Here is a 23,311-nt window from a genome sequence, read left to right as displayed (position 1 = left end):
TTATGAACTACAAATTAAAAATTAAAGATTTACCTAAAAATGAAAGACCTAGGGAAAAAATATTAAGATATGGAGCAGAATATCTATCTAATTCTGAACTTTTGGCCCTTATACTTAGGACTGGAACAAAGGAAGAGAGCGTTTTGAATTTATGTGATAGGTTATTATCCCATTGTGGAGGTATAAATGGAATTTCAGGCTCCAGTATTAGTGGCTTAAAGCAAGTAAAAGGAATAGGGGAGGCTAAAGCTACTCAAATTTTAGCTCTTGCAGAGCTAGCCACTAGATTTAATTCCTTTAAATCGGGCACAGAGTATGCAGTAAATAGCCCCAAAGATGTGTCTATTTATATGATGGGACAAATGAAAAATTTAAAGAAAGAATATTTCAAACTAATTATGTTGAATACTAAAAACATAATTATATCGGTTAAGGATATTTCAATAGGAAATTTAAATAGTTCCATTGTTCATCCACGGGAAGTCTTTATAGAGGCTATAAAACTTAGTAGTGCATCTGTGATATTATGTCATAATCATCCATCAGGTGATCCAACCCCTAGTAAAGAAGATATACTGATAACTAAAAGACTAAGGGAATGTGGAACATTACTAGGCATAGAAGTATTAGATCATGTTATTATTGGTAACGAAGCTTATATAAGCTTAAAAGAAAAAGGTATTATATAGATTGAGAGGAGAGTTTTTTATGGGTTTATTCGGAAAATCAAGAGATATGGGAATAGATTTAGGAACTGCAAACACGTTAGTATATATTAAAGGAAAGGGTATAGTACTTAGAGAACCTTCCGTTGTTGCTATAAATAAAAATACAGGAAAAGTTTTAGCTGTAGGTAATGAAGCTAAAAATATGATAGGTAGAACACCAGGAAATATTGTAGCTATAAGACCTATGAGAGATGGAGTAATAGCAGATTTTGATGTAACTGAGAAAATGCTTAGACACTTCATTGAGAAAGTAGGAGCTAAAAATTCATTTAAAAGTCCAAGAATTGTAGTTTGTTTCCCTTCAGGAGTAACTGAAGTTGAAAAGAGAGCTATATATGAAGCAACTAAGAGTGCTGGAGCTAGGGAAGCTTATTTAATGGAAGAACCTATGGCAGCAGCTATAGGAGCTGGATTACCTGTTAATGAGCCTACAGGAAGCATGGTTGTAGATATTGGAGGCGGTACTACAGAAGTAGCAATTATATCTTTAGGTGGTATAGTTACTAGTATGTCTTTAAGAGTTGCTGGTGATGAATTAGATCAAGCAATTATAGCATACATAAAGAAACAGTATAATCTTATGATAGGTGAAAGAACTGCAGAAAATATAAAAATAGAATTAGGTTCTGCTTATGACCTAGGAGAGACAAGAGAAAATATGCAAATTAGAGGAAGAGACCTTATAAGTGGACTTCCTAAAGTAGTAGAAATTAGAGAAGAAGAAGTAAGAGAGGCATTGGAAGAGCCTGTATGCTCTATCATAGATGCTATAAAAACAACTTTAGAAAAAACACCACCAGAACTTGCAGCGGATATTATGGATAAAGGTATAATGCTTACAGGTGGAGGAGCCCTATTAAAAGGATTAGACGAACTAATAGCCAATGAAACCCATATGCCAGTAAATATAGCAGAAATACCATTAGATTGTGTAGCTGTAGGAGCTGGAAAAGCATTAGATAATGTAGATATTATGAGTAGAAGATAAAAATGAAGATGTTCAAAAAAAAGCTGGCAGTAATAGTTATACTACTGTCAGTATGCTTTTTGGGGTTAATTGGTTATTCGGTTCAAAAAGATAAGATGTCTGTGGTGGAAAATGGTGTAGGAAGTGCTATAAACTCTGTTCAGGGAGTTGTTTATAAAGTAAGTAGTAAAATTAAAAATTCTTTTAGTTTTATACTTAATATAGGAAATATAAAAAGTGAAAATGAAGCTTTAAAAAAAGAAAATGAAGAGCTAAAATTTAATGCTACTCAAAATGAAATTTTAACAAAAGAAAATGATAGACTTAGGGATATGTTAAAGTTTACTGATGCCAATAATCAATATGAATATTTAGGTGCAGATATTCAAGGTTTAGCTGGAAATAATTTTTTAGATGGATATGTAGTTAACAAAGGTGAGAAAGACGGAATAGAAAAAGGTATGATTGCTATACAAGGAGAGAGATTAGTCGGCCAAGTAACTAGCGTTGGTAGCGATTGGAGTATAGTACAATCTATTTGCAATGAAAATATGGCTGTAGCAGGATATGTATCGAGTACTGAAGAAAGTAATGGTATTGTAAAGGGCTATAAGGGAAATGAAGATAAGTTCCTTGTAGAAATTACGGGCCTTTCCCTTGAATCAGAAATTAAAAAAGGGGACACTATACTAACTTCTGGACTAGGAGGAATATATCCTAAGGGTATTAAAATAGGAGAAGTGCTGGAAGTTTATGAGGATAGAGCAAAGGTTACAAAGAGTGCAGTTGTAAAACCAGCAGTAGATTTTAATAAGGTAGATCAAATTGTAATTATAGTGGAAAAGGAAAAAAGAGATGGTAAATAGTAATACTACGATAAAAAAAATAATCTATCTATTTTTAATAATCATTACTCTTTTTATTTTTGATAATGCTATTGCCCCTTTTTTTGCTATAAAAAATATATATCCAAGTGTTCTTTTTGTATTTATAGTATGCTATTCAATTATTAATGGATATAATGAGGGCGTAATTATTGGTGTTATAACAGGAGCCCTTCAAGATATTTATTTTCCAGGAGTTATAGGAATTAACATGTTAATTAACATGTTAATTTGTTTAATAGCAGCTAGAATTGGTAAAGGAATTTTTAAAGAGAAAGCCATTGTACCTATTTTTTCAACATTCATACTAAGTTTACTAAAGAGTATTACTATTTTTGTAATATTGATACTAATAAAATCTAGTAATAACTTTATGCACTTAATCATATATAAAGCTATTTATGAGATGGTAATAGCTTTATTAATATATAGGATTATACTTAAGTTTAGTGAAACCAAAACTATAAAAAAGGAATGGAGATTCTAAAGGAAGTATGAAAAAAAATAGAAAAATAGTAAAAGGTAAAAAAAATAAAAAAGATTTTTCAAGATATAATTTGTTTTATATAGCCATGGCTGTTATTTTTATTAGTATTACTGGGCGATTACTTTATTTGCAGGTAGTGGAGGTAGATGATAATAGAGCGAAGGCTAACAATAACAAATATAAAAATGTATCTGTAGCGGCAGCGAGAGGTAATATTGTAGATAGGAATGGCAATGTTTTTGCTGAAAGTGTACAAAATTATGTTTTACAGTTTAGTGAAACAGAGGAAAGTAAAAAATACTTTTTTAAAACTATGTCTAAAGTCTTTGAAATATTAGATGAAAAGCAGATTCCTATTGTAGATGAATTTCCTATAATTATAAATAATGAAGGAAAATTAGAGTTTAACTTTAAAGCCACCGATGAGGAGAGCAGAAAGTGGCTTGAACTTAGGTTTAAAAAAGATAGGGGATTTGAAGAAAAAGTAATAGCGAAAGAATATGGAGAAGGAAAGAAAATTTCTGAGCTAACAGATGATCAAAAAAAGCATGTAGATGATTTGTTGTTAGAACTTTCCGCAGAAGAGGTATATAGAACTCTCGAAAAAGATTATGGTGTAGATAAATACTATGAACTAATCCTTCAAGAAGAAAGAAGATTTTTATTAGTAAAGGATGCCATTAACATGCAACGTTTTTCAGAGCATAGTTCAGTAGTTATTGCTAACACATTAGATCAAGAAACTGCATTTGTATTTCAACAACTACAACCTGATATGCCAGGGATAATCGTAGATACACAACCTATAAGGTCTTATCCTAATGGGGATTTAGGCTCAGCATTCTTAGGGTATATGTCTCAAATTAACCCTTGGGAGCAAGAAAAATATAAAGAAAAGGGTTATGATATAAGTACTGATGACGTAGGAAAAGCTGGAATAGAAGCAGCCTATGAAGAGTATTTAAAAGGAAGTAAGGGACAAGAAAGTATAGAAGTTAATAAGCAGGGTCGTAGGGTTAGAAGCTTAGGACAGGTAGAGGCTTATCCAGGAAAAACCATACAATTAAATATTGATATGGATGTGCAAAGAGCTGCAGAAAAAGCATTAGATGATGTAATGGATAATCTTCAAAAGGCTGGAAAAACCTATCAAGGAGATAGTACTAACGCCACTAGAGGTGCAGCAGTAGCCATAAATATGCAAGGAGAAGTATTGGCCCTTGCTAGTAGGCCAGGCTTTGACCCCAATATATTTACAATGCCAGGAAAGCTAACTCCAGAATTGTCACAGAAGTATTTCAATCCAGATTTAGAGGCTATGGGAAAAGCTTATATTGAAAAAAGAGGACTTGCAAATATCGCAAAAAAAGATGGTATTTTAACGGAGCAAGAACTTGCAACTTTAAGTTTAGAGGAAAGAAAGCAACTAGTGCTAGATAGAATGTTTCCTATAGATAAAAGTACACCAGGGAGTACTACAAGAGTAGATAGATATGATATATTTCCTAAACCTTTCTATAATTATGCAACATTATCACTAGTTCCGCCAGGGTCTACCTTTAAACCAGTTACTGCCCTTGCAGGACTAGAGGAAGGTGTTATCACTGAAGATACCACAGTATATGATAATGGGTATTACAATAAGAGATATTCTGATTACCAAGGAGCTTGTTGGAGATATAATATGTATGGTGGTTCTCATGGAGATACTGATGTTAAGGAAGCATTAGAGGTTTCTTGTAACTATTTCTTCTACGATGTGGCAGATAGATTATATGTTAAAGGTGGCGTAAATCCACAGGCTTTAGATTTAATAGCAAAATATGGCTGGCAATTAGGTTTAGGGTTACCTCCAGGCAGTAAATTAGAAGATTTGACAACAGGTATAGAAATCGAAGAGAACTTTGGTCAAGTATATAATTATGAGTCAAGCAAAAAGATTAAATCCAATGAATATATAGAGCAACTGGCTGATTATTTAAAAAAAGGAATTAGTTCAGTAAATCCATCAGCTCACTATAAGCCTTTTGATATTACTCAACAAGATGTCAGTGGTAGTGGGAAAGAGGCAGAGCAAATAGAGCTTACTAATTCTAAGAAAAAGGTTTTAGTGAATACCATTAGAGAAGAAATTAGAAAAGGGGAATATCCTAATCTTGATCATATTGTGGAATTATTGAAACCCTTAGTTGAAGATATCATTAATACTAATGAACAGATAAAGGCATTAGGATACTCCAAAGAAGATATAGAAAATATTGTCCGTGCAATGTATAACGGTATAAATGATGGTGTCACAGTAATGAATTCTGCTGCTAATGCCTATGATGCGTCTATAGGTCAAGGGATGAATCAATTTACCCCATTACAATTAGCTAGCTATATTGCTACTCTTTTAAATGGAGGGGAGAGATATGAGTTAAAGCTAGTTGATAAAATCATTGATAGTGAGACTAAAGAAGTTATAGAAGATATAGATCCAAAGATTACAAGTAAATCTAATTTTGACAAGAAAAACATTGAAATCATTAAAGAGGGTATGGGAAACGTTACTACAGGAGAGAATGGTACATCTTCATCTATATTTAAGGATTTTCCTATACTTACAGGGGGTAAAACTGGTACTTCAAACATAGTAAATGTTAATATCCAAGAATCCATTGGAAGGGATGCTGCATCCCTCTATGTAGGTTTTGCACCTTACGATAATCCAGAAATTATAGTTTGTTCTATAATATTCGATGCTGCTCACGGTGATGGAAGTATTGCCAAGGCAATGTTTGAAGCTTATTTTAAGGAAGAAATATTAAAGATTAATCCTAATTATCAATTTAAATATAAATAATAAAAATAACAAATGGGGTTTCCATTTGTTATTTTTTTGAAATAATATTGTTATAGGATCAACATCACAACAAAAAACTTTATTTTTTACTGATATAAAGAAGGAATTTCACTTACAGATGTTGAAATAATAAAAATATCTCGATATGTGGAGGTTGCATATGCAAGATGATGGTATAAAATTTAAAGGCGAGAAAGATGGACTTAACTTAGTTGTAAATATTAAACTCTTTAACTCTATAGAAAGCTTAATTGAAGCTCTGAGAGTAAAGCTTCGAAAGGGTAGAAGATTCTATAAGGGTGCCTCCATTAAGATAACTGTGGATATGGGGCGATTAGAAGCTAGAGATTTAAGGGAGATAAGAGATTTTTTATCATCAGAATTTATGATAAAGGATTGTTCTTTTATAGATTTAGATGATAGTAGTAAAAAGGTCTTTAATGGCATACATGAAGGAAAAACTAAATTTGTTAGAAAAACTATAAGAAGTGGTCAAAGGTTTGAATATTCAGGAAATCTAGTTATTGTAGGTGACATAAATTCTGGAGCAGAAGTGTATGCCGCAGGAAATATAATAGTTCTAGGTTCTGTTAAAGGAAATGTATATGCTGGATTTAATGGTAACAGTAGTGCTATAATTGCAGCATTTGTATTAACACCACAAATAATGCAAATTGCCGATGTGATTACCAGATCTCCAGAAGACATGGATAAACCTAGATATCCGGAATTAGCAAAAATCAAAAATGGTAGCATTGTTGTAGAACCGTATTTAATAAATAAATATATTTAATCGGAGGTATTGTAAATGGGAGAGGCTATAGTTATAACATCTGGGAAAGGTGGAGTAGGAAAGACTACGACTACAGCAAATATAGGGACAGCTTTAGCATCTATGGATAAGAAAGTAGTTGTTATTGATGGAGATACAGGACTAAGAAATTTAGATGTTTTAATGGGACTTGAAAATAGAGTAGTATTTACACTGCTTGACGTTATTGAAGAAAAATGTAGATTAAAGCAAGCACTTATAAAAGATAAGAGATTTAATAATTTATTTCTTCTTCCTACAGCGCAAACTAGGGACAAAAATGATGTAGATATTAATGAGATGGTAAGAATTGTAACAGAACTGAAACAAGAGTTTGATTATGTAATATTAGATTGTCCTGCTGGTATTGAACAGGGTTTTGAAAATGCTATTGTAGGAGCGGACTGGGCAATTGTTGTTGTAAATCCTGAAATTACATCTGTTAGAGATGCAGATAGAGTTATTGGGAAGCTAGATGCAAAGGGGATAGAAAGACAGGAGCTCATAGTTAATAGAATGAACTTTGATATGGCTAAAAATGGTGATATGCTAACTATAGAAGATATAAAGGAATGTTTAGCAATTAAGGTTATAGGGGTAGTGCCAGATGATAGAAAGGTTACTATATCTACTAATAAGGGAGAACCTATAGTACTAGACAGCTCTGCTTATGCTGGGCAAGCCTTTAAAAATATTGGGAAAAGAATTTTAGGAGAAGAAGTTCCATTCCTAGATTTTAATGAAATACATGGGCAAAAAGGATTTATAAGTGCAATAAAAAAATTATTTGGAGGAGGTAGAAATTAGGTATGGACTTGTTTAAAATTTTTTCAAGCAAAGTATCTTCAAAGGATATTGCTGCAGATAGATTAAAACTTATTCTAGTCCATGATAGAGCTACTGTTTCACCAGATTTTTTAGAAAATATTAAAGTGGAGTTACTTAAGACTATATCTAATTATGCAGAAATTGATAGTGGAGAAGAAATTGAAGTAAGAATAACAACTAGTGATGAATATGATGGGAGTTCACCAGCTCTAGTTGCAAGTATACCTATTAAAAAAGTTAAGACAAGATAAAGAATAAAGCTATGTTTTTCATAGCTTTTTTTCATTGTTATGTTATAATAGGAACATATATGGAGGAAGATGCAAATGAATAAGTTAATAGAGAATTTAAAGATAAATGGTAAGTTAATTAAAAAACTTGATTTTAGTATTTTAATTGTAGTAATTTTGATTGTAGCTTTTGGTATAGTTAATATTTATTCTGCTGCTGGGCCCAGTGCTGCCAAGCTTCAATTTTGTTGGCTTATCGTAGGCTTAGTAACAGTATACTTCATATTAACATTAGATTATGTACAACTTTTAAATTATGCACCTGTTATATATTGGGCAGCTGTTATACTTCTACTTATAAATGATATAACGGGAAAAGCGATAAATGGAGCAAATGCTTGGATTAAATTAGGTTCTAGATCAATTCAACCTGGAGAGTTTGCAAAAATTGGTATGATCCTTATGGTAGCCAAGGTTATAGAGGATGCTGAAGGTGATATAAATAATATAAAAGCATTTTCTAAAGTACTTCTTTATGCTGCAATTCCAATGATACTAATTGTAATACAGCCAGATATGGGACTTACTATGGTTTCATTTTTTATAATGTTGGGTATTGTAGTTGTGGCAAACTTAAATTGGAAAGTTATAGTTGGAGGACTTACTGCAGTGGTATTGGCAGTTGTAGGAATTTGGAATTCTTCTATTATGCCCTTCTATTGGAAATCAAGGTTTTCAGCTGTTTTTCGCCCGGAAGATTTCAAAGAGACAGTGGGGTTACAGCTAATTCAATCTAAAATAGCTATAGGTTCTGGTGGAATATTTGGTATGGGATTTATGAAGGGAAAGCAATATAAGCTTGTACCAGAAAATCATACAGATTTTATCTTTGCTGTAATTGGTGAAGAGTGGGGATTAGTTGGAGCCCTAATACTTATGACACTATATGGTATATTGTTATATAAACTTATAAATATAGCAAAAGACTCAAAAGATATAGCTGGAGGTATTATAGTGACAGGTGTAGTGGCATCTATACTATTTTCAATAATACAAAATATAGGAATGACCATAGGATTACTTCCTATATCAGGGATAACATTACCTTTTGTCAGTTATGGTGGAAGTTCTATGTTAACTTATTTTATATCTTTGGGATTAGCTTTAAATATAGGTATGAGAAAAAATAAAATTAATTTTTAGGAGTGATTTATAAGTGAGAGTTGCATTGGTTGCACATGATAAAAAGAAGGATGACATCATTGATTTTGCTAAAAGATATAAGGATATACTAAAGGACCATGAGCTTTATGCTACTGGGACTACTGGAAAGCTAATTAATGAAATAGTTGGACTTCCTATATATAGATTTTTATCAGGCCCCTTAGGTGGTGACCAACAAATAGGCGCAAGACTGGCAGAAGGAAATATGGATATGATAATTTTTTTAAGGGATCCACTTACAGCACAGCCACATGAACCAGATGTAACAGCTCTTATAAGACTTTCAGATGTACACTGCATACCTCTTGCAACTAATTTAGGGACTGCAGAAGTGTTTATGAAGGCTTTAAAAAATAGATAGTAAATTATATTAATTATTGAGTTAAACTAAGCTTCAGAGGAAATTTTTATATCCGCTGAAGTTTATTTTTTTATAAAATAAATTCTAATACCCCTCATAAAGTTAAATATTTTTAATATATATAAATTAGTCGTAGTAAATTATGGGAGGATATTGCATGGGAATTTATAATGAATATTATCAAAAGTATTATTCTAATATGAAAAGGCAATCCGGTATTAGCGAATATAAATCTACAAAATATAGTGGAAATAGTACTAACTCTAGTCAATATAAAGTAAACAGTAAAAGAAGAAGTACCTTCCCTATTTATCTTAATGTTATAGGCAAGGGTTTTGTCAATATATTTACTATTCAATGTATAGTAGTAGCTATTCTTTTAGTTGGATTATTTGTATCTAGAACCTATCCAGGAGGATATGTTAATAAGGTATATGACAAGGGTATAGCAATAATAAATAATGGCTTATTAAATGAGAAAAACATAACTAAGGAAAATATAGTCCAAGCATTTAGAAAGGAAAATATAGAACAGCTATTTAAAAGTGAAAATATAACTGAGGTCTTTAATGAAATGAAGTCTATAGTTAATTTTGAAGAAAAGAAAGAAACTTATATAAAGGAAAATTATGTAGCTCCAGTTTCTATAACAGATAAAAATCAAATTACTGTGAAAGATAACAGGCTTTTAGTAGATTTAACCAGTGAAAGTGTTATAAAGGCATCTTTTCCAGGAAAGGTTAAAAACTTTACTGGAGGAAAAGAAGTTACTTTAACAATAGACTATGGTGATGGTGTTGAAATAAAATATTTTGGTTTAAGTGAAAGTGAAATTAAAATTGGAGATACTGTGGATACAGGGGAAATCCTTGGCAAAATCAATGGAAATGAAGATAGCACATTAGGTATAGAAGTATTTTATATGGGGAATATATTAAGCCCAGAGAAATGCTTCAATTTTGAAACTATGTTATAGCAAGATTATTAGGGGGAAATCATTGATACGAATAAGCAAATACTTAATACCCTATATAATTTTAATATTGATTGTAGGATTTAAAAGTGAGCTCATTTTAGGTTTTATAATCATAATTATTCATGAAACAATACATTTAATAACGGCTAGAATATTAGGTTATTCAGGTTTTTCTATAGACATATTACCTATTGGTACTGTATTAAAATTGAAGGATTTAGAGGAGGCAAGTCCTAAGGAGGATATTATCATATCTTTAAGTGGACCTCTAGGAAATTTTTTAATTGCTTTAGCTAGTTATTTTTTTGGAAGATACTTTTCAAATTCTAGTTTTATTGAATTTGCTAACTATAATTTAGTTATAGGCGTATTTAATCTTGTGCCGGCATTTCCACTAGATGGAGGTCGTATATTAAGAGACGTTTTAAATATTAAATTCATATTTAAAAAAGCTAATAAGATTGCGCTAAATATAAGTATAGTAATAGGATATATATTTGGAGCAATCTTTTTAATGGGTTTGTGCATGGGGTGGCTAGTTTTAGATTTTGCCTTCTTTTCTGTATTTATATTAATAATTTCCTATAGGGAAAAAAGGAGGATAGCTTATATAATAATGGGATATATTATCAAAAAAAAGGAAAAACTCATAGGTAGGGGATACTTAGAAAATAAAAGTATTTCTGTTTACTATAAAATAAATATATTGCAACTAATAGAATTAATAGATAAAAACAAGTATAATGTATTTACTGTGCTAGATGACGAAATGAATATGATAGGAGTTTTATATGAGGAGGATATATTAAATGGAATTAAAGAATTAGGGAATATAACTCTTGAAGAACTCCTAGAAAGCTATGAAAAATAGTATAGTTACTTGAAATATTACATGCTTATGATAAAATGATTAATTGAATTAACTTAAGGAGGATACACAATGAATAAAATTTCAGATGATATTCTGTGCAGAGTTGAAAAGCCGGCTAGATATATAGGTGGAGAATTAAACTCATATAATAAAGATAAAAATAGTGTAAATATTAGATATGCCTTTTGCTTCCCAGACGTTTATGAAGTGGCTATGTCCCACTTAGGAACAAAAATACTATATCATCTTATGAATGAGAGAGAGGATACATTCTGCGAAAGATGCTTTGCTCCTTGGCCAGATATGGAAAAGCTTCTAAGAGAAAATAACATTCCACTAGGAACCCTTGAGACAAAGGATTCCCTTAGTGAATTTGATATTTTAGGATTCACTCTTCAGTATGAAATGAGCTATACTAACATCTTAAATATGTTAGATATGTGTAATATACCAGTTAGGGCTTCAAAAAGAGGAGAGGAATATCCTATCATCATGATGGGAGGCCCTTGTGCTTACAATCCAGAACCACTATATGATATAGCTGATGTCTTTATATTAGGAGAAGGAGAACAGGTTACCCATGAAGTTTTAGATTTATATAAAGAAATGAAGGATAAACCAAAGGCTGAATACCTAAGAGCTATTTCAAAGCTTCAAGGAGTATATGTGCCATCTCTTTATGATGTAAATTATAACGAGGATGGAACTATTAAGGAAATGGTTCCAAAGTATGAAGATGTGCCTAAAACTGTGCAAAAGAGAATAGTTGCAGATTTTAATGCTAACAATTTTCCAGATAAGTTTATAGTTCCGTATACAGAAATTATTCATGATAGAATAGTTATAGAAACTTTTAGAGGTTGCACAAGAGGTTGTAGATTCTGCCAAGCTGGAATGATATATAGACCAGTTAGAGAAAAAACTACAGAAAAGCTTATGGAAGAAATCGATGTTCTTGTAAAGAACACTGGTTATGAAGAAATTTCCTTAAGTTCTCTAAGTATCTGTGACTACTCTAACATTCAAAACTTAATTTTTTCTTTAATTGAAAAATATGGAGAAGATAAAATTGGAGTATCTATACCATCTATTAGAATAGATGCTTTTTCTGTAGATTTAATAAAAGAAATACAAAAGGTAAGAAAAACAGGATTAACCTTTGCTCCAGAGGCTGGAACTCAAAGAATGAGAGATGTAATAAACAAGGGTGTAACAGAAGAGGATTTACTAAGATCAGCTAGAAATGCCTTTGAATCGGGTTGGTCTACAATAAAACTATACTTTGTTATAGGGCTTCCTTATGAAACAGTAGAAGATGTGGAAGGAATTGCTCATTTAGCTGAAAAAGTTGTAGAGGAATATTTCCATGTACCTAAGAACGTAAGGAAGAGAGGGCTAAGAGTTACAGTAAGTACTTCTATATTAGTACCAAAGCCATTTACACCTTTCCAATGGGCTCCAATGAATCAAGTGCCTGAGGTTAGAGAGAAAATTTCAAGTCTTAGAGATGCTATAAAAAGTAAGGCTATTAACTATAACTGGCATGAATCTCAATTGAGCTATTTAGAGGCAGTTTTTGCAAGAGGAGATAGAAGGCTTTGTGATGTTCTAGTAAAAGCCTTTGAAAATGGTGCTAGATTTGACGGGTGGAATGAATACTTCAAATCTGAATTATGGCAAGAAGCCTTTGAAGAGTGCGGAGTAAATGGAGAATTCTATGCTTATAGAGAAAGAAACTATGATGAAATTTTACCATGGGATTTCATAGATATAGGAGTAAGTAAAAAGTATCTAATAAGCGAAAATGAGAAGGCTAAAGAGATGGTTTTAACACCAGACTGTAGAGAGAGATGTACAGGATGTGGAATAAACAATAGCTTTAAGGAAAGGAAGTGCTTTGATGGTGCGTTATTTAATAAAATACAGTAAAGAAAGTGATATAAAATTTTTATCTCATCTGGATTTAATGAGAACCATACAAAGAGTTATAAGAAGAGCAAAGCTACCTATAGAGTACTCTAAGGGATTTAATCCTCATATGAGCATATCTATAGCGCAACCTTTATCAGTAGGAGTATATTCTACAGGAGAATATTTAGATACTGTATTTACAGAAGAGGTAGAAGAAAAGGAAATTTTAAAAGCTCTAAATGAAAACACTGTAGCTGGCATTAAATTTTTATCTGCCACTAAGGTAGCTAGAAAAGAAGGTCAAAAGAACCAGCAAGCTATGGCAACTATAGATGCAGCTAAATATGTAATAAAACTCAAATTAAAGAATGCAGATGAGGTAGATATGGATTCCGTAATGGATTTAAGCCAATGGACAATTCTAAAGAAATCCAAATCAGGAGAAAAAGAGACAGATATTAAGCCTTTAATTAAGGATATAAAATACTCTATGAAGGATGACATATTAACTATAGAGACACTACTTAGCTGTGGAAGCAGAGAAAATCTATCTCCAAGCTTGTTAAGTGAGTTTATAAAGACTCATGTGAATGGAATAAAAGAAGATGCCTTTGTGGATATAAAAAGAGTAGAGATGTATGCCTTTAAAGGGAAAGAGCTACTTTCACTTCAAGAGTTTTTCGCTAAGTATTAGGAGTTGATTTCATGAAAAAAATATTCATTGAAAGACAAAATACATTGTTAAAGATTGCAGTGAAATATGGTGATAATCTTAAAGAATGTTTCATAGAGGAAGAAACCTATAGTCCTAAAGTAGGAGATATCTACAGAGGTGTAGTAAAGAACATAGTTCCATCTATTCATGGAGCTTTTATAGATATAGGTTATGATAAAAATTGTTATCTTTCTTTAACAGGAGCTGATCATGGAAGTTCCCTTAAAAAGGGGGATGAGGTCATGGTAGAAATAACTAAGGAAGAAATAGAAAAAAAGGGACCTAAGGTAACTAGAAAGATTTCTTTACCAGGAGCCTATGCAGTATTAACTAAAGAGCATAAAAGCATAGAAATTTCTAAAAAAATTAAAAATCCTCAATTTAAACAGCTAATAGAGGATGCTGTATCAAAGCCAAAGGATATTGGAATAGTAATTAGAACTAAGGCTGAAAATATAGATATAAACATTTTAAAGGAAGAGATAGATGAATTAATACATAGATATGAAGAGATATGTAATAAGTTTACTTACTCATCTAAAGTTGGTCCTCTTTATAAGGATAATGGAATTCTTAGCAGAGTTTTAAGGAATTATACTGAGGGTGGAGCGGAGATAATAGTTGATAATCAGGAAGACTATCATTATTATGAGAATCTCATTAAAGAGAAACACTTAGAAAATGTTCACCTTAGATTTTATCAAGGACCCTTATCTATATTTGATAATTATGGCATAGAAAAAGAAATTTTGGCTTTGAGACATAATAAAATTAACTTAAGCAGTGGAGGTAACATTATACTAGAGCGTACTGAAGCTATGAATGTAGTTGATGTAAATACTGCTAAGAACATAAAAACTTCTTCAAAAGAGAATAATATTTTAGTAACTAATAAAGAAGCTGCTAAGGAAATTGTAAAGCAAATAAGACTTAGAAACTTAGGTGGAATAATAGTAATAGATTTTGTAGATATGAAATCGGATGGAGATAAAACAGAAGTTTTAAAGATGTTACAAGAAGAATTTAAAGACGATAAAAATAATACTAAAATATATCCTTTTACAGAATTAAATTTAGTCCAGATAACTAGAAAGAAATATGGTAAATCCGTATGTGATTATGTATTTAATCCTTGTAGTCACTGCAAAGGTACAGGAGAAAAGATATCATTAGAATACTTATTAAGTATTTTAAGAGGAAAGATAAGAAAAATAAAACTAGAACAAGGTATTAAAAATATTTATATAGAATTAAATAAAAATTATGAACCTGAGGTAAAGAGTGACATAATTACTTTTATAGAAAAGTTAGATGCGTTAGATTGTAATGTGTTTATTAGATTTCAAGAAAATCTAGAGAATTTTAAGGTAGAATCTTTAATTTTTCATAGTCAAATGGAAGCTATTAAAGAACTCCAAGTATTTTCTGCCAAAATTTAATACATAAAATAATAAAAAACATAAAAATGGTATAAGTTGCTTTACAATCATTGTGCTATGTGTTAAAATGTCATTTGTAGACCGCACACATAAGGTTTTTTAAACTGACTTACATAGCTTTTTAAAGAGTTTCATGTAAGTTATACCTGAGATGGCGAGACTGGATTGAGGAGGTGTATTTAATGTACGCAGTTTTACTTACTGGAGGAAAGCAATACAAAGTTCAAGAGGGAGACGTTTTATTCGTTGAAAAACTTGAAGCTGAGGTTGAATCAACTGTAGAATTTGATCAAGTTTTAGCAGTTGGAAAAGAAGATGGTTTAGTAATTGGAAAGCCTGTAGTTGAAGGAGCTAAAGTTGTTGCTAAAGTTGTAGCACAAGGAAAAGCTAAGAAAGTTATAGTTTTCAAATATAAGCCAAAGAAAGACTACAGAAAGAAACAAGGTCATAGACAACCATTTACTAAAGTTATAATAGAGAAGATTGAAGCTTAATTATGATTAAAGTAAATTTCATAAGAAAAAAAAGCATGCTAGTATCGTTCCAAGTGGATGGTCATGCTGAGTATTTTGATGTTAAAGAAAATACAACAGTTTATGATGATGTTGTTTGTGGTTCTGTAAGTAATTTAGCACAGGTAACTATCTTAGGAGTGTTAGAAGTGTTAAAGCTAAAACCTACATATATCGCGGAGGAAGGAAACATAGCTTTAGATATATCTAAGTTATCTCATGTGGAAATAGAAAGTACACAAGTCCTACTAGAAACGATGTTATTAGGCTTAAAGAATTTAGAAATTAGTTATGGAAAATATATCAAAGTTGTAGTAGAGGAGGTGCAGTGATATGTTACTAATAAACCTTCAGTTATGTGCTCACAAAAAAGGAGTAGGTAGCTCTAAGAACGGTAGAGACAGTGAATCTAAGAGATTAGGGGTTAAACGTGCAGACGGACAATTTGTACTTGCAGGAAACATCCTTGTAAGACAAAGAGGAACAAAAATTCACCCAGGTACAAACGTTGGTATCGGTGGAGACGACACTCTTTTCGCTAAGGTTGATGGAGTTGTAAGATTTGAAAGAATGGGTAAAGACAAGAAAAAAGCTAGTGTTTATCCAATCGATGTAGAAGTTGCAATAGCCGAATAGTTTATAAAGCACCCGTAAGGGTGCTTTTTTATGGCATAGGGATAAATATTTATTTTGATTCCTATGTTATAAAAAAACATCCCTAGGTGTTATATAGTTTTAAAATAAAACATAGGTAAAATTATTATTTTGGTAAATAATAATACTAGGATACTTAGATTTAATTCATAAAAATATCAAAGGATATTTTGTTAGGAAGGTGAAATAACAATGTTTATAGATACAGCCAAAATTTTTGTACAGTCCGGAGATGGTGGTAATGGTTCCATTCATTTTAGAAGAGAGAAATTTGCTCCATTAGGTGGACCAGATGGTGGAGATGGTGGAGATGGCGGAAGCGTTATACTAGTTGTAGATAGCAATATGACTACACTATTAGATTTCTCCTATCACCGTAAATTCGTAGCTCCTAATGGGGGCAAAGGTGAAGGTTCTAAATGTTATGGAAAAGCAGGAGAAGATACTATAATTAAAGTTCCAATGGGAACTATAGTCAAAGATTTCGAAACAGATAAAGTTATGTGTGACTTAGCTCATGCTGGCGATAAGTTCGTAGTATGTAAAGGTGGAAAAGGCGGAAAAGGAAATGCAAAATTTTGCACTCCAACAAGACAGGCACCAAGCTTTGCAGAGCCAGGAATGCCAGGAGAAGAGAGATGGATAAAGTTAGAGCTTAAGCTTCTAGCAGATGTAGGACTTTTAGGGTTCCCTAACGTTGGAAAATCTACTCTTTTATCTATGGTATCTAAGGCTAGACCAAAGATTGCTAACTATCATTTCACTACTATAAAACCAAACCTTGGAGTAGTTGCGTTAAAAGGAATAGAGCCTTTCGTTATTGCAGATATTCCAGGTATTATAGAAGGAGCTGCAGAAGGTGTAGGCTTAGGTTTAGAGTTCTTAAGACATATAGAAAGAACTAGAATGCTTATTCATGTAGTTGATATCTCAGGAGTAGAAGGAAGAAATCCTATAGAAGACTTTAAGAGAATTAATGAAGAGCTTAAGAAATATAGTATAAAGCTATGGGATAGACCTCAAATAATTGCAGCAAATAAATCTGATATGCTATATGACGAAGAAATTTATGAAAACTTCAAAAATGAATTGAAGGCTATGGGTTATGACAAAGTATATAAGATATCTGCAGCTACTAATGAAGGTGTAGATGAGCTTATAAAGGCTGCTGCTGAAATGCTTAGCACAATTCCAGTTAAAGAACTAGAAATTTCAGAAAAAGATAGATTTATTCCTGAAGAGAAGAGATTTACTTATGAAATAAATGAAATTGAAGAGGGGATATTTGAAATTACAGGTTCCTTCGTAGATAGACTATTAACTAGTGTAAATATAAATGACCCAGATTCACTAAGATATTTCCATAAGGTTCTAAGAAATAAAGGAATTATAGATGAGTTAAAAGAAATGGGAATACAAGATGGTGAATTAGTAAGATTAAATGACTTTGAATTTGAATTCTTATTATAAAAGTAGGGGGAAATATATAAAATGATAACAACAAAACAAAGAAGCTATCTAAGATCTCTTGGAAATCAATTAGTACCTATATTCCAAGTTGGAAAAGGTGGCATAGAAGAAAATTTTATTAAGCAAATAGATCAAGCCTTAGAATCTAGAGAGATAATTAAGATAAAAACTTTAAATAATAGTGGAATTACAGCAAGAGAAGCTTCAGAGATTCTATGTGAGGAATTAGGATGTGAAGGGATTCAAGCTATAGGAAACAAACTAGTCATATATCGTAAATCTAAGAAAAATCCTAAAATAGAGCTTCCTAAGTAAAAATTACATATATTTAATATACTTTTAATAATTTTAAATATATGTAACTTTTAAAGGTGATTCATTTTTTCAGTTGGTAAAATACTTCATATATGGTATTATGATTTAAAGAGGTAATAGCATGAAAAAAGCAATTTTTGGAGGAACATTTGATCCTATACACATAGGGCATATTCATATAGCATATGAAGCACTGTATAATCTAAATCTAGATGAAGTTATATTTATGCCAAATGGGCGTCCACCTCATAAAAGAGCTAGGATAGTAACAGAAGAGAAGATTAGATATGAAATGGTTTCTCAGGCTATAGAAGGGGAAGAAAAGTTCTCCATAAGTGATTTTGAGATAAAAAGTGACAGTTTAAGTTATACCTATAATACTCTAATGAATTTTAATCACATAGAGCCAGATACACAGTGGTATTTTTTAGTTGGAGTAGATAGTCTAATGACATTAAGACAATGGAAAAATATTAATATTATATTAGATAACTGCACTTTAGCTGTATTTTCTAGAACAGGATATACTATGGATGATGTATTAAAGATGAAAATGGATTTAGAGCAAGAGTATGGTAAGAAAATAGTTTTATTAGAAATGTCTCTTCTAGATATATCATCTACAGAAATAAAGAAGAAGATTTCAGAAGATAAAATAGTTAATTATCTTCTTCCTCAAGGCGTGGATAAGGTAATTAACAAATACAATTTATATAGAAATAAGGTGTAATATATGTGGCAGGAAAATAGGATAAAAGATTATATAAAAATTCATCTTACTAAGGAGAGATATAACCATAGTCTAGGTGTAATGAAAACTAGTGAAGAGCTTGCAAAGCATTATGGAATAAATCCTAATAAAGGAAGAATAGCTGGGCTTTGTCATGATTGTGCTAAAAATTTTTCTGCCAATGATTTAATTAATAAAGCCAGGAGTAATGGAGTGATTATTTCTGATATATACTATAAGTCTCCTCAACTTTTACATGGATTAATTGGAGCATATATTTCAAAGGAAATGTTTCATGTAGAAGATGAAGATATTTTAAATGCAATAAAGCATCATACTACAGGACGAGAAAATATGTCCATATTAGAAAAAATAGTGTATATTGCTGACTGCATAGAGCCTTCAAGAAACTTTAAAGGAGTAGAGGAACTAAGGGTTTTAGCTTATGAAGATTTAGATAGAGCTCTTTTAAAATCCTTTGAAGATACCATAATGTATATATTATCTAGAGGCTCAATAATACATATAGATACCATTAAAGCTAGAAATTATTTATTAGTTAACAAAAGAAACTAATATTACTAGAAACTAATTATCTAGATAATATATAATAATTTAATTTTGGGAGGCAAAAAAATGGAGAAGATTATAATCAACACCGAAAAAGCGCCTGCAGCTTTAGGACCATATTCACAGGCGGTTAAGGTAGGAAACTTACTATACACTTCAGGACAACTATCGATTAATGAAGCTGGAGAACTTGTAAATGATGATATACAAAAGGCTACAGCTGTGTGCTTAGAAAATGTTAAAGCAATTCTTGAAGAAGCAGGAACATCTTTAGATAAAGTTGTAAAAACTTTAGTATTCATAAAGGATATGAATGATTTTGCAGCTATGAATGAAGTATATGCAAAATATTTTACTGCAAATCCACCTGCAAGATCTTGTGTTCAGCCAGGTAAATTACCAAAAGATGCTTTAATAGAAATAGAAGTAATAGCAATAGCAGAATAATTAAGCATGTAATTAAGCCTCCTAAGTATAAGGAGGCTTAAATAATTTATAAATAGAGGTGACCAAATGAGTGTTATTACATATAAAGTAGGAGAAGATGGCAATGAGATAAAAATAAGAGATTATATGAAGGACAATTTAAATTTGTCAGGTAGATTTATACGTGGCTCTGCTATGAATAAAAGGTTAAGGGTAAATAGTAAAGAGGTAAAGCTTAGCTATAGGCTTCATGAAGGTGATGTAATTGAAGTTACTGTAAATGCAGAAGAAAGCCAAGATATAGAAGGTGAAGATTTAAATATAAAGGTTATCTATGAAGATGATGACTTGTTAATAGTTGATAAGCCTCCTTTTATGGTAGTTCACCCAACTAAAAGCCATCAAACTGGAACTCTAGCTAATGGAGTTATTCATCATTTTAGAAGTAATAATGATAACTCTATAGTAAGATTAGTTAGTAGATTAGATAGAGATACATCAGGACTTATAATGATAGCTAAAAATCAATTTTCTCATATGAATTTAGCCAAATCCATGGAGAAAAGTTTAATTAAAAAATCTTATCTAGCTATAATTCATGGTGAACTTGAAAATCATGAAGGAACTATAGATCTACCTATAGGAAGGCCTACTAATGAGACCATAAAAAGAGCAGTTTTAGAAGATGGCCAAAGAAGTATTACGCATTATAAAGTAATAGAAAGCTATAAAGAAGGAGCTTTAGTAGAATTGCTTTTAGAAACAGGAAGAACCCATCAAATAAGGGTACATTTAAGTCATGTAGGATGCCCAATATATGGAGAACAACTATATAGTGATTTTAATGATGAAGAACTAATATCCCGTCAAGCTCTTCATGCCTATGTACTATCTTTGCCACATCCTCGCACGGGAAAAATCTTAAATTTTAAGAGTGACCTTCCAGAAGATATGCAAAAACTTATAAATAAACTCAGCGAGTTGTAATAATAAAAGCATAAATTTAGCCAAAGAAGCAGTAATACTTAAAACTATTATATTTCAGAATGGGGCTTTCGCAAAATAAGCTAATCTTATATAAAATATTAAAGTGCATCTTCAATATTTTATATAAGATTAGTAATATATTTTGCGAAAGCCCCATAATATATCATACTAATATTTGGGTTTGTGCGAACTTGAAGAAGAAAAAAGAGCTTTTCTCTTTTTAGCTAATTTTATTCTTTTAATTATATATATAATAATAAATATTATAAGGACAATTCCTAAAATAGATGCGCCAATAATTATAAACAGCCTAGTATAGTTTATGGTGTTATTTTGTGTAGTTACTAAGTTACCAAACACCGGAAGTACTTCTTGTGAGTAATTACTACCACTTGAAACTTCAGAACTATAGCTTTGGCCGTTGTAATTAACAGAAGCTGTAGTAACTGTGTCGCCTTTATTAAAAAATTTATTATTAAGGGAATCCGTATTAATTGTTATAGCTGGATTTTCTTCAGAAGTGTTATCTTTAGTATAGAAGATGTCTTTATCGGCTACTAGAGGAATAATTGAACCATTAGTAGTCTTGTAGGTACCTATTTCTTCACCCTTAGAAAAAGCTTTTGTAGTAGAAAAGTTTTCAAAGGCCCAATCAAAAAGCTTTGGAGTTTCACTATAATAAGCCTTAGTTTTATCATATAGTATGGCTATTATAAATTTAGCATCACCTCTACCAGAAGAAGCTACAAAAGAATGGAGAGATTCATCGGTATAACCTGTTTTACCAGCAATTACATCAGGATAATAGCAGTCATAAGAATCATGAAGCAATTTATTATCATTCCAAAGAGGTCTTTTTTCTTTAAATATATTTGTAGGTTCTAAATCAGTACATTTAGTTCTAGATACTTCAATATATTTTTCATGTTTTAATAATTCCTTTTCTATAAGAGCTAAATCATAAGCTGTAGTTCTATGCTTATCATCGTAAAGCCCATGAGGATTTACAAAATTAGTATTTTTACAACCAAGCTCATTTGCTCGTTGATTCATTAGTTTAGCAAACTCTTCAATAGAACCAGAAATATGTTCTGCTAGGGCAGCAGCACAATCATTAGCTGAAACCATTATTACTGAATATAACATTTCCTCTACAGTCATTTTTTCTCCTACATCTATATAGATTTTGGAACCTTCAATAGTAGGAGGAATTTCGCCTACAGTTACAACTTCATCTAAGTTGGCATTTTCTAGAGTTAAAAGTACAGTCATAAGTTTAGTTGTAGACGCTGGCGGATAAGGTGTATTTTCATTTTTTCCATAAACTATTGCTCCTGTATTAGCATCCATAACAACAACGCTTTCACCAGTAACTGAAGGTGGTTCCGTTGAGTATGCATATGCATTACTACAACTTAATGATGTTATAGTAAAAAATGATAACATTACAAATAATAGTTTTTTCATAGAAATCTCCTTACTATACACATATTTAATTTTATTCACAGTCCAATTCAACATATATATATATTTATATATAATTATATCAAAAAATAATTGGAAGTTCCATAATAATTTATGAAAAAAATGGATAAAATTTTAATGGAGAGGTGTATAAAGATGAAGATGAAAGAAAAAATAATAGGGACATTATCCATATTAATACTTAGCATTATATTTTTAGTAGCAGGTTACATGATGAATCGTAATAAAGAGGAAGCCTATGAGGAAGTATTTATTAACGAAGAAGAATCTTTAAAGAAACTAAATTCCAGTGAAGATGGAAAAAACAACAATAGTGAGAATAATGATAGTGAAAGCCAAGGGAATAAAGATGGTGACAAGATAGTTGTAGATATAAAGGGAGAAGTTAAAAACCCTAGAGAATATGAATTGAAAGAAGGCTCTAGAGTAAGAGATTTAATTGACATGGCAGGTGGACTTACAGAAGAATCTGATAAAGAAAGAATATATTTTTCTAAAGTTTTAGAGGATGAGCAATGTATTAAAATATATAAAATTGGAGAAGACGCGGAGGAATTAGAAATGGAAGTTCAAGGGCAGCAGGAGAATGGTTTAAAAACTGTGGATTTAAAAGGTAAAATAAATATAAATAAAGCAACGGTTGAAGAGCTGATGACCGTACCAGGAATAGGTAAGGTAAAGGCGCAAAGTATAATAGATTATAGAAATGAAAATGGAAAGTTTAAATCTGTAGATGAGCTCACGAATATAACAGGTATAGGAGCAAAAACCCTAGAGAAATTGAGAGATAAGGTAGACATAAAATGAGTATTAGTATAGAATTATTAAAGAATTAGTATAATTTTAATTCTAAATAAAGTTTAGTTTTAACAAGAAATAAAGTTT

At 31.2% G+C, this 23,311-nt stretch carries 26 protein-coding genes; 25 read left to right on the top strand and 1 reads right to left on the bottom strand.

All coding sequences use genetic code 11. The annotated features are described in order from the left end of the window. Positions 1-2 precede the first annotated feature (2 nt). The 24 genes from radC (at position 3) to B3W71_RS01485 (ending at position 20,941) form a co-directional block, all read left to right on the top strand. Positions 3-689: a RadC family protein gene (radC, locus tag B3W71_RS01600; RefSeq protein WP_346887187.1), complete on the top strand. Its 687-nt coding sequence runs from the start codon at positions 3-5 to the stop codon at positions 687-689. A gap of 19 nt (positions 690-708) precedes the next feature. Next, the gene (locus B3W71_RS01595) at positions 709-1,716 is read left to right on the top strand and encodes a rod shape-determining protein (RefSeq protein ID WP_346887186.1); all 1,008 of its coding nucleotides are present in this window, start codon (positions 709-711) and stop codon (positions 1,714-1,716) included. A gap of 2 nt (positions 1,717-1,718) precedes the next feature. Then, positions 1,719-2,561 carry a rod shape-determining protein MreC gene (mreC, locus tag B3W71_RS01590; RefSeq protein WP_346887185.1) on the top strand — a complete coding sequence of 281 codons (843 nt, stop codon included), beginning with the start codon at positions 1,719-1,721 and terminating at the stop codon, positions 2,559-2,561. Beyond that, positions 2,551-3,066: a rod shape-determining protein MreD gene (gene mreD, locus B3W71_RS01585; protein ID WP_346887184.1), complete on the top strand. Its 516-nt coding sequence runs from the start codon at positions 2,551-2,553 to the stop codon at positions 3,064-3,066. Before mreC ends, mreD begins: the two co-directional genes overlap by 11 nt. A gap of 7 nt (positions 3,067-3,073) precedes the next feature. Further along, complete coding sequence (locus B3W71_RS01580) at positions 3,074-5,911, top strand: penicillin-binding transpeptidase domain-containing protein (RefSeq protein ID WP_346887183.1); 2,838 nt, start codon at positions 3,074-3,076, stop codon at positions 5,909-5,911. A 160-nt stretch (positions 5,912-6,071) separates the two neighbouring features. Next, a complete protein-coding gene (gene minC / locus B3W71_RS01575; protein WP_346887182.1) occupies positions 6,072-6,704 on the top strand; it encodes a septum site-determining protein MinC in 633 nt (210 codons plus the stop codon). 15 nt (positions 6,705-6,719) lie between these two features. After that, positions 6,720-7,529, top strand: a complete 810-nt coding sequence (gene minD, locus B3W71_RS01570) for a septum site-determining protein MinD (RefSeq protein ID WP_346887181.1) — start codon at positions 6,720-6,722, stop codon at positions 7,527-7,529. Between the two features lie 2 nt (positions 7,530-7,531). After that, on the top strand, positions 7,532-7,801 hold the full coding sequence (gene minE, locus B3W71_RS01565; RefSeq protein ID WP_346887180.1) for a cell division topological specificity factor MinE: 270 nt from the start codon (positions 7,532-7,534) through the stop codon (positions 7,799-7,801). A 75-nt stretch (positions 7,802-7,876) separates the two neighbouring features. After that, positions 7,877-8,983, top strand: a complete 1,107-nt coding sequence (rodA, locus tag B3W71_RS01560; protein ID WP_346887179.1) for a rod shape-determining protein RodA — start codon at positions 7,877-7,879, stop codon at positions 8,981-8,983. A gap of 13 nt (positions 8,984-8,996) precedes the next feature. Continuing rightward, positions 8,997-9,365, top strand: coding sequence for a methylglyoxal synthase (mgsA, locus tag B3W71_RS01555; RefSeq protein ID WP_346887178.1), 369 nt, complete (start codon positions 8,997-8,999; stop codon positions 9,363-9,365). A 157-nt stretch (positions 9,366-9,522) separates the two neighbouring features. After that, positions 9,523-10,341: a M23 family metallopeptidase gene (locus B3W71_RS01550; protein WP_346887177.1), complete on the top strand. Its 819-nt coding sequence runs from the start codon at positions 9,523-9,525 to the stop codon at positions 10,339-10,341. Between the two features lie 22 nt (positions 10,342-10,363). Then, positions 10,364-11,212 carry a site-2 protease family protein gene (locus tag B3W71_RS01545; RefSeq protein WP_346887176.1) on the top strand — a complete coding sequence of 283 codons (849 nt, stop codon included), beginning with the start codon at positions 10,364-10,366 and terminating at the stop codon, positions 11,210-11,212. A 69-nt stretch (positions 11,213-11,281) separates the two neighbouring features. Then, a complete protein-coding gene (locus B3W71_RS01540; protein ID WP_346887175.1) occupies positions 11,282-13,141 on the top strand; it encodes a TIGR03960 family B12-binding radical SAM protein in 1,860 nt (619 codons plus the stop codon). Then, positions 13,113-13,817: a TIGR03936 family radical SAM-associated protein gene (locus B3W71_RS01535; RefSeq protein WP_346887174.1), complete on the top strand. Its 705-nt coding sequence runs from the start codon at positions 13,113-13,115 to the stop codon at positions 13,815-13,817. Before B3W71_RS01540 ends, B3W71_RS01535 begins: the two co-directional genes overlap by 29 nt. 11 nt (positions 13,818-13,828) lie before the next feature. Then, complete coding sequence (locus tag B3W71_RS01530; RefSeq protein WP_346887173.1) at positions 13,829-15,277, top strand: Rne/Rng family ribonuclease; 1,449 nt, start codon at positions 13,829-13,831, stop codon at positions 15,275-15,277. Between the two features lie 182 nt (positions 15,278-15,459). Next, on the top strand, positions 15,460-15,771 hold the full coding sequence (gene rplU / locus B3W71_RS01525; RefSeq protein WP_346887172.1) for a 50S ribosomal protein L21: 312 nt from the start codon (positions 15,460-15,462) through the stop codon (positions 15,769-15,771). Between the two features lie 2 nt (positions 15,772-15,773). Continuing rightward, positions 15,774-16,121 carry a ribosomal-processing cysteine protease Prp gene (locus B3W71_RS01520; protein ID WP_346887171.1) on the top strand — a complete coding sequence of 116 codons (348 nt, stop codon included), beginning with the start codon at positions 15,774-15,776 and terminating at the stop codon, positions 16,119-16,121. Position 16,122: 1 nt separating this feature from the next. After that, positions 16,123-16,425, top strand: a complete 303-nt coding sequence (rpmA, locus tag B3W71_RS01515; RefSeq protein WP_147519594.1) for a 50S ribosomal protein L27 — start codon at positions 16,123-16,125, stop codon at positions 16,423-16,425. A gap of 210 nt (positions 16,426-16,635) precedes the next feature. Then, positions 16,636-17,913 (top strand): GTPase ObgE, encoded by a 1,278-nt coding sequence (gene obgE, locus B3W71_RS01510; RefSeq protein WP_346887170.1) that lies wholly within the window; start codon positions 16,636-16,638, stop codon positions 17,911-17,913. A 21-nt stretch (positions 17,914-17,934) separates the two neighbouring features. After that, a complete protein-coding gene (gene yhbY, locus B3W71_RS01505; protein WP_346887169.1) occupies positions 17,935-18,228 on the top strand; it encodes a ribosome assembly RNA-binding protein YhbY in 294 nt (97 codons plus the stop codon). Positions 18,229-18,349: 121 nt separating this feature from the next. Beyond that, complete coding sequence (gene nadD, locus B3W71_RS01500; protein ID WP_346887168.1) at positions 18,350-18,958, top strand: nicotinate-nucleotide adenylyltransferase; 609 nt, start codon at positions 18,350-18,352, stop codon at positions 18,956-18,958. A gap of 3 nt (positions 18,959-18,961) precedes the next feature. Continuing rightward, positions 18,962-19,534: a bis(5'-nucleosyl)-tetraphosphatase (symmetrical) YqeK gene (yqeK, locus tag B3W71_RS01495; RefSeq protein WP_346887167.1), complete on the top strand. Its 573-nt coding sequence runs from the start codon at positions 18,962-18,964 to the stop codon at positions 19,532-19,534. A gap of 60 nt (positions 19,535-19,594) precedes the next feature. Next, a complete protein-coding gene (locus B3W71_RS01490; RefSeq protein ID WP_346887166.1) occupies positions 19,595-19,975 on the top strand; it encodes a RidA family protein in 381 nt (126 codons plus the stop codon). A 66-nt stretch (positions 19,976-20,041) separates the two neighbouring features. After that, a complete protein-coding gene (locus tag B3W71_RS01485) occupies positions 20,042-20,941 on the top strand; it encodes an RluA family pseudouridine synthase (RefSeq protein ID WP_346887165.1) in 900 nt (299 codons plus the stop codon). 168 nt (positions 20,942-21,109) lie between these two features. Here B3W71_RS01485 and B3W71_RS01480 read toward each other — a convergent pair whose 3' ends face one another. After that, positions 21,110-22,408 (bottom strand): D-alanyl-D-alanine carboxypeptidase family protein, encoded by a 1,299-nt coding sequence (locus tag B3W71_RS01480; RefSeq protein WP_346887164.1) that lies wholly within the window; start codon positions 22,406-22,408, stop codon positions 21,110-21,112. Positions 22,409-22,561: 153 nt separating this feature from the next. Between B3W71_RS01480 and B3W71_RS01475 the strand changes: the two genes are divergently transcribed. Next, the gene (locus tag B3W71_RS01475; protein ID WP_346887163.1) at positions 22,562-23,233 is read left to right on the top strand and encodes a helix-hairpin-helix domain-containing protein; all 672 of its coding nucleotides are present in this window, start codon (positions 22,562-22,564) and stop codon (positions 23,231-23,233) included. The last annotated feature ends 78 nt before the right edge of the window (positions 23,234-23,311 follow it).

This window comes from Clostridium sp. UBA1056, from assembly GCA_002316385.1.
In the GTDB taxonomy this organism is placed as follows: Bacteria; Bacillota; Clostridia; order Clostridiales; family Clostridiaceae; genus Clostridium_J.
This window is presented reverse-complemented; position numbering and strand designations above follow the sequence as displayed.